This window comes from Thalassotalea profundi (assembly GCF_014653195.1).
Taxonomy (GTDB): Bacteria; Pseudomonadota; Gammaproteobacteria; order Enterobacterales; family Alteromonadaceae; genus Thalassotalea_B; species Thalassotalea_B profundi.
The window spans coordinates 73,324-88,927 of sequence record NZ_BNAH01000007.1 but is presented as its reverse complement, the minus strand read 5'-3'; the positions used below and the strand labels follow the sequence as shown (position 1 = coordinate 88,927).

Annotated in this window: 14 protein-coding genes; 1 reads left to right on the top strand and 13 read right to left on the bottom strand. The window is 37.0% G+C overall.

All coding sequences use genetic code 11. The features are described from left to right. The first annotated feature begins 169 nt into the window (after nt 1-169). Nucleotides 170-1,612 carry an exodeoxyribonuclease I gene (gene sbcB / locus IE155_RS10210; protein ID WP_189378157.1) on the top strand — a complete coding sequence of 481 codons (1,443 nt, stop codon included), beginning with the start codon at nt 170-172 and terminating at the stop codon, nt 1,610-1,612. A 62-nt stretch (nt 1,613-1,674) separates the two neighbouring features. Here the strand turns inward: sbcB and prc are convergent, their stop codons facing one another. The 13 genes from prc to IE155_RS10145 all read right to left on the bottom strand — a co-directional run bounded on the left by prc (nt 1,675) and on the right by IE155_RS10145 (nt 15,600). After that, nucleotides 1,675-3,720, bottom strand: coding sequence for a carboxy terminal-processing peptidase (gene prc / locus IE155_RS10205; RefSeq protein ID WP_189378156.1), 2,046 nt, complete (start codon nt 3,718-3,720; stop codon nt 1,675-1,677). A 15-nt stretch (nt 3,721-3,735) separates the two neighbouring features. Further along, entirely contained in the window at nt 3,736-4,392 is a 657-nt protein-coding gene (gene proQ, locus IE155_RS10200; protein WP_189378155.1) for an RNA chaperone ProQ, read from the bottom strand. Nucleotides 4,393-4,415: 23 nt separating this feature from the next. Further along, the gene (locus IE155_RS10195; protein WP_189378154.1) at nt 4,416-4,697 is read right to left on the bottom strand and encodes a hypothetical protein; all 282 of its coding nucleotides are present in this window, start codon (nt 4,695-4,697) and stop codon (nt 4,416-4,418) included. 2 nt (nt 4,698-4,699) lie between these two features. Then, entirely contained in the window at nt 4,700-5,173 is a 474-nt protein-coding gene (gene msrC / locus IE155_RS10190; protein WP_189378153.1) for a free L-methionine (R)-S-oxide reductase MsrC, read from the bottom strand. 83 nt (nt 5,174-5,256) lie between these two features. After that, nucleotides 5,257-6,021 carry an SIMPL domain-containing protein gene (locus IE155_RS10185; protein ID WP_189378152.1) on the bottom strand — a complete coding sequence of 255 codons (765 nt, stop codon included), beginning with the start codon at nt 6,019-6,021 and terminating at the stop codon, nt 5,257-5,259. A gap of 95 nt (nt 6,022-6,116) precedes the next feature. Further along, nucleotides 6,117-7,295, bottom strand: coding sequence for a 2-methylaconitate cis-trans isomerase PrpF (gene prpF, locus IE155_RS10180; protein WP_189378151.1), 1,179 nt, complete (start codon nt 7,293-7,295; stop codon nt 6,117-6,119). Nucleotides 7,296-7,399: 104 nt separating this feature from the next. After that, entirely contained in the window at nt 7,400-9,988 is a 2,589-nt protein-coding gene (gene acnD, locus IE155_RS10175) for a Fe/S-dependent 2-methylisocitrate dehydratase AcnD (protein ID WP_189378150.1), read from the bottom strand. A 132-nt stretch (nt 9,989-10,120) separates the two neighbouring features. Further along, the gene (gene prpC / locus IE155_RS10170; protein WP_189378149.1) at nt 10,121-11,245 is read right to left on the bottom strand and encodes a bifunctional 2-methylcitrate synthase/citrate synthase; all 1,125 of its coding nucleotides are present in this window, start codon (nt 11,243-11,245) and stop codon (nt 10,121-10,123) included. Between the two features lie 87 nt (nt 11,246-11,332). Next, nucleotides 11,333-12,211, bottom strand: a complete 879-nt coding sequence (gene prpB / locus IE155_RS10165) for a methylisocitrate lyase (RefSeq protein WP_189378233.1) — start codon at nt 12,209-12,211, stop codon at nt 11,333-11,335. A 48-nt stretch (nt 12,212-12,259) separates the two neighbouring features. Next, nucleotides 12,260-12,952: a GntR family transcriptional regulator gene (locus IE155_RS10160; RefSeq protein WP_189378148.1), complete on the bottom strand. Its 693-nt coding sequence runs from the start codon at nt 12,950-12,952 to the stop codon at nt 12,260-12,262. A 501-nt stretch (nt 12,953-13,453) separates the two neighbouring features. Beyond that, nucleotides 13,454-14,224: a TatD family hydrolase gene (locus IE155_RS10155; RefSeq protein WP_189378147.1), complete on the bottom strand. Its 771-nt coding sequence runs from the start codon at nt 14,222-14,224 to the stop codon at nt 13,454-13,456. A gap of 74 nt (nt 14,225-14,298) precedes the next feature. After that, nucleotides 14,299-14,625, bottom strand: coding sequence for a PilZ domain-containing protein (locus IE155_RS10150; protein WP_189378146.1), 327 nt, complete (start codon nt 14,623-14,625; stop codon nt 14,299-14,301). Between the two features lie 3 nt (nt 14,626-14,628). Continuing rightward, nucleotides 14,629-15,600, bottom strand: a complete 972-nt coding sequence (locus tag IE155_RS10145; RefSeq protein ID WP_189378145.1) for a DNA polymerase III delta subunit-related protein — start codon at nt 15,598-15,600, stop codon at nt 14,629-14,631. Between the last annotated feature and the right edge of the window lie 4 nt (nt 15,601-15,604).

Here is a 15,604-nt window from a genome sequence, read left to right as displayed (position 1 = left end):
ATTATTACCTAAATATAAAACGATTTATCTCTAAGCGAAGCCAACCGTTAAATGATGAATACTATACAATTTGAACAAAAATAGCAGTAGACATTATTGGCAATAAACTCAGTAAAACATACTAATATAAAAGATAAAATATGGACTTAGGGTGGAGCATCGCATACTAATGGACGTTAATAAACAACCAACTATACTTTGGCACGATTATGAAACATGGGGTGTTTCACCAAAATATGACAAGCCTTCTCAATTTGCAGGTATAAGAACGGATCATGATCTAAATATTATTGGCGAACCACAAATGTTTTATTGCCAACCTCCACAAGATTACCTGCCAAATCCCGAAGCAGCGTTAATCACTGGCATTACACCGCAAAAAGCATTAAAGGAAGGATTAACAGAAGCTGAGTTTGCTGCACGTATTCAAAAATTATTTACCGTTCCCAATACTTGTGTTGCCGGATATAACAGCATTCGTTTTGATGATGAAGTTTCACGCTATTTGTTTTATCGTAATTTTTATGATCCTTATGCTCGAGAATGGCAAAATGGTAATAGTCGTTGGGATATCATTGATATGGTCAGAGCTTGTTATGCTCTGCGCCCTGAGGGTATTAATTGGCCCACAATTGAACGCGATGGTGAAGAAGTCGTTAGTTTTCGCCTAGAGTTACTGACAAAAGCCAATGGCATTAATCATGAAGCAGCACATGATGCCATGAGTGATGTCTATGCAACTATTGCAATGGCGAAGTTAATTAAAGAAAAGCAGCCTAAGCTTTATCATTACCTATTTAACTTACGCAATAAAAAACAAGTTGCTGAATTACTTGATGTTTATAACATGACCCCCGTTGTTCACACTTCGAGTCGTATTTCATCACAACATGGTTGTACAAGTTGGTTTGCCCCTATTTCGTATCATCCAACCAATAAGAATGCGGTAATTGCTGTTGACTTAGCACAAGATCCACAGCCTTTAATTGATTTAAGCCCTGCTGAAATTAAAACCCGTTTGTATACCCGCAGAGACGATCTAGCCCCTGACGAATTGCCAATTCCAGTTAAACTTATTCATACGAATAAGTGCCCTGCTATTTCTCCGGCTAAAACATTATTACCTGAAAATGCTGAACGCTTAGCGATTCCACGAGAAACATGTTTATCAAACTTAGCCAAACTTAAACAGCACATTGAAATACGTGATAAATTAGTTGATGTTTACGCTATTGATAATAATGAGTTTGAAGAACAAGATGCTGAATATAGTTTATATGGGGGGAATTTCTTTTCTCATGCTGATAAAGCCCAAATGGAAATATTGCATCAGTTATCGCCTGAGCAACTTGCTACTCACCCTTTTCATTTTCAAGACGAACGTTTAGCTACTTTATTATTCCGCTTCCGCGCACGAAATTATCCATACACTTTAACAAGTGAAGAACAAGTAAAATGGCAACAATATTGTCAAGATAAAATCCACTCTGGTGGTAAAGGCCTGCTTAGTATGGATGAATATATGCTTAAACTTGAAAACTTAGCCCATGAACATGAAAGTGATGCTAATAAAATAGCGATATTAAAAGCTTTATATCAATATGTTCAATAATAAGGTTTAATAATAAAAAAACGGTCCATAAATGGACCGTTTATCTGCTTTAATTTAGTAATCTATTGAACAGGGTTGTTTTTAGCTAATTGTCCCAAAGTAATTAAATCAAAGGTAATACGGGCTGTCTCATCTAAAAACGGGTCTAATTCTTCTAGCTCTTCTGGTAAATCATCTAGCGAAGTAACCTTTTCTTTACCTAAAACAGCAAGTCTTTCATTGGCTCGTTGAAGTTGTTTAGCTTTTAGCGCTTCTTTTTTTGCTTTACGCTTGGCTAAATTTAAAGAAATCGTTTTGTCTTCTTTCTCTATTTTATATTCTTCAATATCACTCAACAAATAATTAAATTCTCGATTAGTTTTAATACGCGTTTTATAATTTTCATTTAAATTCGCAATACTTGCTTCAAGGTTGTCAAGTTTACTATAACGTGCTTGCTTTATCTGATCCCATGGTAGCGCGTTCTCCTCTTTGCTCTCCCCCCATTCTTCAGGGTCAATAGCCGTTGGGAATGCAATATCAGGAAGTACACCACGGTGTTGGGTACTACCACCATTTATTCGATAAAATTTAGCGATAGTATATTGAATACTACCAAAAGGTTTCTCAAAAAGATCGTAGACCTTACCTAAAGGACGGTGTTGTTGAACGGTGCCCTTACCAAAAGTATGTTCTCCAACAATTATACCTCGACCATAATCTTGAATCGCAGCTGAGAATATTTCAGATGCTGATGCACTGTAACGATCAACCATTACCGTTAATGGTCCGTCGTAGTATGTAATACCATCTTTATCGCGTTGTACTGAAATTCGGTTAGCGCCATCACGTACCTGAACAACGGGGCCTTTATCAATAAATAAGCCTGTCAATAATGTAGATTCTGGTAATGAACCACCGCCATTGCCTCTTAAGTCAATGATTATCCCTTCAACGTTTTCCAGTTTTAATTTATCAATTTCTTTCTTAACATCTCGTGACAAGTTGTTGTAAAAGCTAGGAATAGTAATAACACCAAGCTTTTTACTGGTTTCATCACCCTCTTTTTCAAAATAAACTTCTGATTTGGCTGCACGATCTTCTAATATAATTTTATCGCGGACAATCGAGACAACTTTAATCGTGTCGTCATTGTTTTCAATATCACCCTGAACTTGTAGCCTTACTTTACTGCCCTTAGGCCCTTTAATAAGGTCAACAACGTCGTCTAGGCGCCAGCCAACAACATCAACAAAATCTTCTTCGTCTTGAGAAACTCCAACAATACGATCTTTAGGCTTGAGCTGTTTAGATTTATCAGCAGGCCCACCTTTTACGACACTTTGAATAACGGTAAAGTCTTCTTCTGCTCTTAATACTGCACCAATTCCTTCTAAAGATAAGTTCATATCCATTTGAAAGCGTTCTGCATTTCTTGGTGATAAGTATGATGTATGAGGCTCAACTACTCGAGCAAAACTGTTCATTACAATTTGAAAGACATCTTCACTTTCACTTTGCTTTAAACGTTTAATAGCATAGTTGTAGCGTTTGGTTAGTATTTCTTTAACTTTTGGCCACTCTTTACCCGCCAACGTTAAGTTCAATGCATCATACTTAACCCTCGAACGCCAAAGAGAATTAAGCTCATCAACTGTTTCTGGTCTTTTAGCATCATCACGGTCAAATGAATAAGATTCATCTACGGTGAAATCAAAAGGTTCGTCTAATAAACTAATGGCAAACTGATAACGTTCCATGCGTCGTTGCATATTTAGATTAAAAATTTCATATGCAGCATCTAATTTTCCGCGAGAAACAATAGTATCAAACTCTGAACGATACTTTTTGAATGACTCTATATCTGATGCTAAAAACACATTTTTATTATAATCAAGCTGCTCAATATAACGATCAAAAATTTGAGCAGACAACTCATCATCAATTTTAACAGGTTTATAGTGCGCTCTGGTAAACTGAGTGCTGATACGCTTACTTGAAGTGGCATGCTGGGTTTCTGGTTCCAATATAGGTAACGTCGTTATATCTGCGTCTTTAGCTAGCGCAAATAGATTTACGCTAGCTAATGATAATGATACGGCTACAGCGATACGACAGATTTTTTGCATGCCTGTTACTCCAGATTATTCAGTAAAAATATTTTTTGCTTGCGTTTTAACTACCATGCCAGAATTAAGTTGTACACTGACGTCTTTACCCATTACTTCCGTAATTATGGCATCTAAAGGTGAATTACCAAGTTGAACCTTCACTTTACCGCCTACTGTTAACGCACTATCTTCTATCGGCTTAAGTTTAATTGCTGGTTTTACTGGTGATTGCTTTTTAGACTTAACCGTTTTGAATTTTGAATCGTCTTTAGATGGTTTATTTGAAACTTTACCCGCAGAGTTTTCACCTTTACTATTACCTTTATAAGGCTTTTTAGCGGCTTTGTCTTTATTGATTTTGTTACCAAATTTTTCTTGGCTTTCTTTTAACGTTTTGCTTGCATAATCAGCTTGTTCTTGATCTATTTCAGCTACTTCAGCGCCAGTAATATCAACGCGATAAGCACCTAATTTAATAGATTTAAGGTAGCGCCAACTACTCGTATAATGTCTTAATGCTTGACGTAAACGAGTTTTGCTTACTGTTTCATCTTCCGCAAGTTGTTCAGCTAACTCTTGGAATATACCTACTTTTAAAGGTTTAACAGGGCCTTCTAATGAAAAACATCCAGGAAATTTTTCAACTAAATAGGCAATAATTTCTTTTGTACTAGTACGCTTAGTTTCCATAAAAACAACTTAACTTCTATTTCTTAATCGGTAAGATACTGATCACGGTTGGTTAACAAATTATGACACCAATCACTAATATCTTCGCTTTCTAATTCAGGCAAAACATCCTGCCCAATCCAATGTTCCCACACCAGTTCTAATAACTGCGTTAATTCGTCTGGTGCGATATCTTCTTCTGCATAGTCATAGAGAGTATGATAAATTTCATTTATTTTCTCGCAAACTTGCTCTTCATCGCCATCCCAATCGCCAACAACTTCTTCCGAAACTAAATAATCATGAATAACAATAAATTCTTTCATGTTTATTTAATACCATAAGTCGCGATATTTTGTTCTAAGCAATGAACAAGAGTTTCTAATCCTTGTTGATCTTCTTCATCAAATCGAGAAAATACAACGCTATCAATATCTAATACAGCTATTACTTTATCTTGATATTTAACTGGAATTACAATTTCAGAGTTACTCATCGCATCACAGGCAATGTGGCCAATAAATTGATGCACGTCTGCAATACGCTGGGTTTTAACTTCTGAGACTGCGGTACCACAGACGCCTTTACCAATAGGTATACGTATACATGCTACCTTACCCTGAAAAGGCCCTAATACCAACTCTTGATCGATTATTCGATAAAAGCCAGCCCAATTTACGTGTTCTAAAGATTCAAATAATAAGGCACTTAAATTAGCCATATTAGCGATAATATCTTTTTCACCTGCAATTAACACTTCTGCTTGAGCAATCAGCTGCTGATAAAATTCAGATTTATTCATGCTATTTTACTAACGATTAAAATTGGGCATAAGATACCGTGATAATGCTTTAAATTAAAGCATTATCACCGAAAAGACATGATTTACTTAGATTGGATTGAAAAAATGGCGATTACTTGAGCATTAACGTCTTTTTCTGAAACATTTGAGTTAAAACTTCCTCTAGCTTCACTCATCATTGCATAGGCTTTAGGTGCATGATAGCCAGTCTCTTTTAATGAAGTTAATCCTGCTAATTCAACATTCATTTGCTTAGCAATAGTTTGTGCTTTAGCTTTTGCGTTTTCTAAGGCTTTAGTTAACGCTTGTTGATAAATAGCTTCACTGTCTTTATACGACATGGTTAAAGAAGAAATGTGACTAACACCTACTTTAGTTACCACATCAAGTAATTGGTCATATTTGGCTAAATCATCAAATGCAATAACAAAGGTACGTGTCACATCAAAATAACTCAATACCATGCTATTTTTTTCAGCGACAATATTCCCTAATGTTGTGTCGATTCGCTGATTTTCAGACAGTCGACTTTTAGCGACAGAATTATCGATAACAATAGAAGGCTTTTCATAAACGGGATACATCACGATATTTGACGAATCTACGGCTTTATTATCAAAGCCAATTTTATTTAACTCCCTCATTAACAACTTACTTTTGTGATCAACAACTCCTTTTGCTTTGCTTGCAACTACTCCGCGTTGTTTTATTTCAAGTGTAATTGAAAATTCATCAGGAACAGCTTTGATAGCAGCTTTACCAACAACTTCTATCCCTTTATCGTTAGCCAAAACTGACGTTGATATAAAACTTATCAATAAAACTAAACTAATGTTTCGAAAGTACATAACCTTTTCCTTACGAGTCAGACTCTATCGCTTAATGTGAATAATTGTCACTATACCGTTTATCCATGAACTGAAGATGAACACTATAAAATAAATTACAATTTATCTTGTGGAATTCGTACCCAACCTTCCATTAAAACGCGTGCACTTCGGCTCATAGAAACTTTATTCACTTGCCACTTATCATCTAATTGTAAAGTTTGAGCCCCTACTTTTAAAGTTCCTGAAGGATGTCCAAACACCACTGAATTACGTTCTCCTCCTCCAGCAGCAATATTCACAAGAGTACCAGGGATTGCAGCCGCAGTGCCAATAGCCACAGCGGCAGTACCCATCATGGCATGATGGAGCTTACCCATAGAAAGTGCGCGCACGTGCAAATCTATTTGTTCTGCATTGACGTGCTTGTTACTCGAAGTTACATAACTTTGCGCATGACTGACAAAGGCGACTTTAGGAGTGTGTTGACGACCAGAAGCTTCTTCAATGCTGTTAATCAATCCCATTTTAACGGCACCATGAGCACGAATACATTCAAATTTAGCAAGCGCTTCTTCATCACTATTTATCGCTTCTTGTAACTCTGTACCTTGATAACCAATATCTTTAGCATTTAAAAAAATAGTTGGAATTCCTGCATTAATCATCGTTGCTTTAAACCTGCCAATACCGGCAACCTCTATATCATCAACAATATTCCCTGTAGGGAACATAGCTTCACTGGCATCAACAGGAGAAACAAAGTCTACTTGTACTTCTGCAGCAGGAAACGTAACACCATCAAGCTCAAAGTCACCTGTTTCTTGCACCTCACCGTTTGTCATTGGCACATGTGCTATAATAGTTTTTTCAATATTCGCTTGCCAAATTCTCACCACAGCAACTCCGTTTTCTGGCAGCCGTTTTGCATCGACTAATCCATTACTAATAGCAAATGAGCCTACAGCAGCAGTTAAATTGCCACAATTACCACTCCAATCTACAAAGGGTTTATCTATTGAAACCTGTCCAAATAAGTAATCAACATCATGTTCAGCTTTCGTGCTTTTAGATAGAATCACTGTTTTACTAGTACTTGATGTAGCACCGCCCATACCATCAGTTTGCTTACCGTAGGGATCAGGGCTACCTATAACGCGCAACAATAAATTATCACGCGCTTGACCAGCAACTTGCGCTGCTTTGGGTAAATCAGTGAGTTTAAAGAAAACCCCTTTTGATGTTCCACCACGCATGTACGTTGCTAGTATTTTTAATTGAGGTAAATAAGTCACGCCGATTCTTCCTTAAGAAAATTTTTAATTTAAAAAATCAGCATTGTGATTGTTAAGAGCAAACACAACGCCAATTAAGAATATACCTAGGAAACTAAAATACGTTATTTATTAGCCGCTAAAAAGTCTTGCGCAAAGCGCTGTAATACGCCTCCAGCTTCATATACAGAAAGCTCTTCAGCCGTATCTAAACGGCACTTAACCGGTATTTCAACGCTATCACCATTTTTCCGTGTCATTATAACGTTTAACATAGCACCTGGTGCATGATCACCAACAACATCATAGGTTTCACTGCCGTCAATTTCATAAGTGTGGCGCGTTTCATCATTGGTGAACTCTAAAGGTAATATCCCCATTCCAACTAGGTTAGTTCTGTGAATACGCTCAAAACCTTCTGCAACAATCACTTCTACACCCGCTAACCGAACACCTTTAGCAGCCCAATCTCGAGAAGAGCCTTGTCCATAGTCAGCCCCTGCAATAATTATTAACGGTTGTTTTCTCTGCATATAAGTTTCTATTGCTTCCCACATTCGGCTTTCTACGCCTTCAGGCTCAATACGTGCTAGAGATCCTTGCTTAATTTCACCGTTGTCGTCACGACACATTTCATTGAATAACTTAGGGTTAGCAAATGTAGCCCGTTGCGCGGTTAGATGATCACCTCGGTGGGTAGCATAAGAGTTAAAATCTTCTTCTGGTAGTCCCATTTTATCAAGATAAGCTCCCGCAGCACTATCAAGCATTATTGCATTTGAAGGTGATAAATGATCGGTAGTAATATTGTCGCCTAATACTGCCAAAGGTCGCATACCCTTCATTGTTCTTTCTCCAGCTAAGGCTCCTTCCCAATAAGGCGGACGACGGATATAAGTGCTTTGTTCTCGCCAATCATATAAAGGACTTTCAGCAGGTTCAAAAGCACCTAAATCAAACATTGGTGTATATACTTTTTTAAATTGATCAGGTTTTACAAATTTGTTAACAATAGCGTCAATATCTTCGTCTGATGGCCAAATGTCTTTTAACGTTAATGGCTCGCCATTTTCATCATAACCAAGCACATCTTGTTCAATATCAAACCTTATGGTTCCGGCTATCGCATAAGCTACAACTAATGGTGGTGACGCTAAAAATGCTTGTTTAGCATAAGGGTGTATACGACCATCAAAATTACGATTACCTGATAACACCGCTGTTGTATATAAATCATGATCTATTATTTCTTGTTGTATTTCTGGATCTAATGCTCCAGACATACCATTACATGTGGTACACGCATAGCCTACAATTCCAAATCCTAACTTTTCCATTTCAGGTAATAAGCCAGACTCTTCAAGGTATAATTTTGCAACTTTTGATCCTGGAGCAAAAGATGACTTAACCCAAGGTTTGCGAATTAAGCCAAGTTCGTTAGCTTTTTTAGCGATTAGCCCTGCAGCAACAACATTACGAGGGTTAGAGGTATTGGTGCAACTTGTGATCGCCGCAATAATAACCGCCCCATCAGGCATGAATTCAGATTCTTTATTCCACTCACCAGCCACACCACGCTTAGATAACTCTGTGGTAGGTAATCGGCGATGAGGGTTTGAAGGACCAGCCATATTGCGGCATACGGTCGATAAATCAAACTCTAATACTCGTTCATATTCGACTTCAGCTAAATCATCAGCCCAAAGGCCAGTCTGTTTTGCGTAATTTTCTACCAATGCTACTTGCTCAGGCTCTCTGCCCGTTAATTTCAGATAATCTATGGTTTGTTGGTCAATATAAAACATCGCAGCTGACGCACCATATTCAGGTGTCATATTGGAAATAGTTGCTCTATCCCCAATCGTTAAATTAACTGTACCTTCTCCGAAAAACTCTAAATAGCTTGAAACCACTTTTTCATTTCGTAAAAACTCAGTGATTGCTAGTACAATATCAGTAGCGGTAATACCTTCTTGACGTTGACCCGTTAATTTTACACCAATAATGTCAGGTAAACGCATCATCGATGGTCTGCCTAGCATTACTGTTTCAGCCTCTAACCCTCCTACACCTAATGCAATAACTCCTAAAGCATCAACATGCGGAGTATGACTGTCTGTGCCGACACAAGTATCAGGAAAAGCAACTCCATCACGAGATTGTATAACAGGCGACATTTTTTCTAAGTTAATTTGATGCATAATACCGTTACCAGCAGGTATGACATCAACATTTTTAAATGCAGTTTTCGTCCATTCAATAAAATGAAATCTATCTTCATTTCGTCTATCTTCAATCGCTCGGTTTTTATCAAAAGCATCGGAGTCAAACCCTGCATGTTCAACCGCTAAAGAGTGATCAACAATCAGCTGTGTTGGCACAACCGGGTTTACTTTAGCAGGGTCTCCACCTTGATCTGCAATGGCATCACGTAAGCCAGCTAAATCAACCAATGCGGTTTGACCTAAAATATCATGACACACCACACGTGCAGGATACCAAGGAAAGTCTAAATCTTGTTTACGTTCAATTAATTGCTTTAATGATTCAGTTAGCATTGCAGGATCACATTTTCGCACTAATTGCTCTGCAAGCACACGAGAGGTATAAGGTAATTTTGCATAGGCGCCATTTTCAATAGCATCTACAGCTTCTCGTGTATCAAAAAAGTCAATATTAGTGCCTGGAAGTGGCTTGCGATAATCATAATTCATAATGTTGCCTACAATTTTTTTTAAAGATAAAGCTTTTTACAATCACATTGTATAAAACGCTTTTATCGATGGTTACAATTGATCATTTAATTAATCAATTGTAACCAAGGTTTAACTATATAATTTGGTTTCTTATCTTTGTGAAATTGGTTTGACTGAACGAGGCTCCGCACCAATATAATCAGCTGACGGACGAATAATTCGGTTATTTGAACGCTGTTCCATCACATGAGCTGCCCAACCTGTTAAACGAGAGCATACAAAGATTGGTGTAAATAGCTTAGTGGGGATTCCCATAAAATGGTAAGCTGATGCATGGAAGAAGTCAGCATTACAAAAAAGCTTTTTGGTATCCCACATAAACTCTTCACATGCTACAGATATATCGTATAACGAGCTATCACCAAATTCTTGGCCTAATTTTTCTGACCATTTTTTAATAATAACATTACGTGGATCAGACGTACGATATACGGCATGTCCAAAGCCCATTATTTTTTCTTTGCGTTCAAGCATCGCTGCCATTTGAATTTTAGCATCTTCAGGAGATTCAAATTTTTGAATCATATCCATTGCCGCTTCATTAGCACCACCGTGTAATGGGCCTCGTAAAGAGCCAATAGCTCCTGTAATACAGGAGTACATATCTGATAATGTGGACGCACAGACACGAGCAGTAAAAGTAGAGGCATTAAATTCGTGCTCTGCATATAAAATTAATGACACATTCATGACTTTACGATGTAATTCTGAAGGAGCTTTCCCTGTTAATAATTTTAAAAAATGCCCACCAATTGTGTCTTCATCTGTTACACAATCAATTTCAACATTCTCATGAGAAAAACGGTACCAATAAGTCATAATTGCAGGAAAAGCGGCTAATAAGCGATTAGCTGCCTTATTTTGTTGGCTAAAATCTTCCTCTGGTTCTAAGTTACCTAAAAATGACGCGCCTGTACGCATAACATCCATTGGGTGTGCACTTGCAGGAATACGTTGTAATACTTCTTTTAATGCTTGGGGCAAATCTCGCATCGCCATTAATTCATTTTTATAAGCTGTTAATTGAATTTGGCTAGGTAACTCACCATTAAAAAGTAAATAAGCAACCTCTTCAAAGGTTGCATTATCAGCTAAATCTGACACATCATAACCACAATAGGTTAAACCACTACCTGATTTACCTACTGTACATAAAGCAGTTTCACCTGCACTTTGGCCTCGAAGACCTGCGCCACTTAATTTTTTGTCAACCATGCTAACTTCCTCATATTCTTTAATATTTTAATTATATTTATAGTTTTATTATAATAAACAATCGGTTACGCGATACTTATTCAAGCATTATTTATTTTTGCCTTCAGAAAATAACGCATCCAGTTTTTGTTCATAATCGTGGTAACCTAAATAATCATAAAGCTCCATTCTCGTTTGCATATTATCAATGACAGCTTTTTGATCTCCGTCCTTTAAAAGCGTTTTATAGACTAATTCAGCTGCTTTATTCATGGCTCTAAAAGCTGATAGTGGGTATAGCACCATCGCACATCCCCATTCAGCTAGTTGCTCTTTATTCCATAATTCGGTTTGACCAAATTCAGTAATATTTGCCAGAACAGGTACATCTAGTGCTTCTGTAAATGCTCTATAGTGTTCTTCCGTTTTTACTGCTTCGGCAAAAATACCATCGGCGCCTGCTGCGACATAAGCTTTAGCTCTTTTAAGTGCAGCTTCTAAACCTTCTTGAGCAAAAGCATCGGTGCGTGCCATAATAAAAAAGTCTTTATCTGTTCTTGCATCGACAGCCGCTTTTATTCGATCAACCATTTCGTCAAGGGAAACAATCTCTTTGTTAGGTCGGTGACCACAGCGTTTTTGTGCAACCTGATCTTCAATATGAACAGCCGCTGCGCCTGCCTTTTCCATATCTCGTATAGTTTTTGCTATGTTAAATGCTCCCCCCCAACCTGTATCAATATCAACTAATAATGGTAAGCTTGAAGCCGACGTAATTCGCTGAACATCAGCGATAACATCATTTAATGAGGTCATGCCTAAATCAGGTAAACCATAGGAAGCATTGGCAACACCGCCACCTGATAAATAAATAGCTTGATGCCCCAGTTGCTCCGCCATCATCGCGCAATAAGCATTAATAGTGCCTACCACCTGTAAAGGCTTATTATTAGCTAATGCTTGGCGAAATTTAGCGCCAGGTGACATATTTTTAGAATCTAACGTAGACATAGCTTGTCCTTATTTTTAACGAATTTATACACTTGAAGAATCTTTCAGTGCTATTTTGTTTTCAATGTTTTTACGTGATGCCGCAATATGGCGTCGCATTAAAATTTCGGCTAACTCTCCGTCTCTTTCAGCAATAGCTTCAACAATCCGAGAGTGTTCAGTAAATGCCTTACTTGCCCTTGGGCTATTCATACCAAACTGACAACGATACATACGCACAAGGTGATATAACTGCCCGCACAAAATATTGATAAGCTCTTGATTATGGCTACCTAAAATGACGCGATAGTGAAAATCTAAATCACCTTGTTCTTGGTAATATGAAACGCCATCTTGTAAATCTTTTGAAGTCGCATGCTGAGCTAGCATGCTTTTCATGTCGACAATTTCTTCATCAGTCATATTTAATGCGGCTTGTCTACATGCCATTCCTTCAAGCGCCTCTCGAACAACATAAATATCAAGCAAACCTTTAACCGTACATTCTATAACTCTAGAACCAACATTAGCCTTACGTTCTATCAAATGACATTTTTCTAATCGATTTAATGCTTCTCTTAACGTAGAACGACTTATTTGAAACTGTTTAGCCAGTTCAGGCTCACTAATTTTACTGCCAGAAGGGATATCACCCTCAACTATTGCTATTTGCATTTTTTGAAAGATTTTATCCGCAGTAGTAATAGCTTCTTGCTGAGTAGGATTATTTGACGCCATAATTAATGATCAAAAGATATAAGTTAGGTCAAAGGGTAACCTAAAAAAATCCTTAGTCAAGTCTAACAAGCGATAATTGTCGACAATTACAACTTAAGTAGTAGATAAAAATACAAATATTAAATTTTTTTCCTACAACATGTCGACAATTAAGGTTCAGCACTGTAAATAAATACGTCTTTACACCCTGTGAATAACTTGTGCGCTAACGGTGGTTAAGTTTGCTGTTATTTTTTAAACACAGATGATTTTTTAATAAAAACCATAAAATAAACTTTTATTTTTAATTACTTGCAAATTTTTGATTATTTATTAGCTTTTGGATAACTTTGAGCTACAATTATATAACAGGTTATTTATTAACCAATGCTCGCAACATCAAGTTAATTATTTTTGGCAGTATTATAAATTAGTTAGCGCACGGCTCAGCTCTTTTGAGCCATACCCCTAAGCCCGAGACTTAAGTTTCGGGCTATTTTTATTGGGTATATTGAATCTAGACTAGCTTAGGTTGAATAAGGTATTGAAGTTTTCTGAAGTAATCTTTGCTATTTGTTCAACAGACTGCCCGCGAATACTAGCTAAGTGCTTTGCAACTTCGACAACATATGCTGGCTGATTTTGCTTGCCTCGATGCGGTACAGGTGCAAGATATGGTGAATCTGTTTCGATTAACATTCTATTTTCAGGTACTTTTTTCGCGACTTCACGTAATTCATTAGCACTCTTAAAAGTTAAAATACCTGAAAATGAAATATAAAATCCCATCGCGATGGCTTGCTCAGCCATCTCCCAAGATTCTGTAAAACAATGTAATATGCCGCCAACATTTTCAGCACCTTCTTCTCTCATAATATCTAAGGTATCTTGTTGGGCATCACGTGTATGAATAATTAATGGTTTTTGTAGTATTTTAGCAACTTTAATATGTTTACGAAATGAGTCTATTTGTACTTTTTTAGTTTCTGAGGCGTAAAAATAATCAAGCCCTGTTTCTCCAATAGCAATGACACGTTCGTGCTGAGATAAGCTTTGCAGCAATTTTTCATCAACCTCGTCTTCCTGATTTAAAGGGTGCGTGCCACAACTCAATAAAACATTATCAAAAGATGCAGTTTTTTCTACCATCGAAGGAAAATCTGCAAGAGTAACACTAACACACAACATTTGATTAACCGATGCTTTCTCTGCATTGGATATAACGTTGCTAATGTTATTATCAAACTCTTCGAGTTTTAAACGATCAAGGTGGCAATGTGAATCGATATACAAAACGACTCCTTATGAGTATTTATTACGTGAGATATTGAAATTTATGAAGTTAATTTAGCCATTATGGCGCCAGTTTACATGGTAAAACTTGGCTCAGATGAATTGAGTAATCGTGTAATCGATTTTTCAATCTGGAGTCTAATATTATCAGGGTCTTTGACAAAACTGATGCCTATGCCCGCAGGTGTACCATTTTGTGAGCCTATAGGTGTTACCCAAACAACCTTACCTTCAACTTCTGACTCTTCTAATGAATCAGGCAAGATGACAATTAGTTTAAATTCAGTGCCTAATTCAATATGCTCCGTAGTTCGAATAAATAAGCCACCATTTTTTAAAAATGGCATATACGCTAAATACAAATCTCTTTCAGACACAAACTCTAGTTGTATAATTTCCACGTTTTACCTATCTACTGCATATGCTTGAATTAAATAAAAAGTCATTTGAGCAAGTAATTTTTCTATTTGAAAATTTCTATTTGCTTGCGTCAAAAGTAATATTTGTTTTTTACAAGCGCTGATCAAAAGTTGCACTTGCCATATATCATCATGCGTTAAATGCTGTAAACGTGCAAGTATCTGTTGGTCAATAGCTGTATTTTCATTATTATTAAGCCAACCTTGATTATAACGCATTAAGTCTGCAATAAGTCCCTCACACCAATTTAACGACTGAGTATGAGTTTGCATAAAAAGCAATAGTCTACTACGTTCTTCAGGGTTCGCAAGAAACTGATAAAATAGCAACATAAACTCATTTAATAAAGCCGTATCGCCATTTACATTCTCTGTTTTTAATGAAGCAAAAGTTGTTACATAATTAATAGCAATATTATTATTAAGTTCTTGATCTGTTGCTCTTATCGATATTTGACGGCAACGACTAATAATTGTTGGTAATAAGCGTGAAATTTCGGTAGTTAATAAGATAATATGACTATTTGCTGTAGGCTCTTCTAAGGTTTTAAGTAAAGCGTTAGCTGCTGATTCAGTCATAGTATCCGCGGCTTCTATTATTGCCGATTGATTTCTACCGAGCAAGGCCGTTTTTTCGAAGAAAGTAGTCACCTGTCTTATTTGATCGACGCCAATACTGTTACCACTTGTATCAACAACTAAATGGTCAGGGTGTCCATGCCCTTTCAATAGTTGACATGATTTACACTCCCCACACTGTTGTAAAATTTCGTTTGGATATACATTATCTTCTTGAAAACCATTCTTCTCACAGGCAAGTATACCTATTAACCATTGGGCTAATAACAATTTACCTGTGCCATCTGCACCTGAAATAATAAACGCATGAGGTACGCGATTTTGCTTGAGTAATGAAGACAATGAGCGCTGTTGCTCATTCAACCATTTATGCATCATCGAT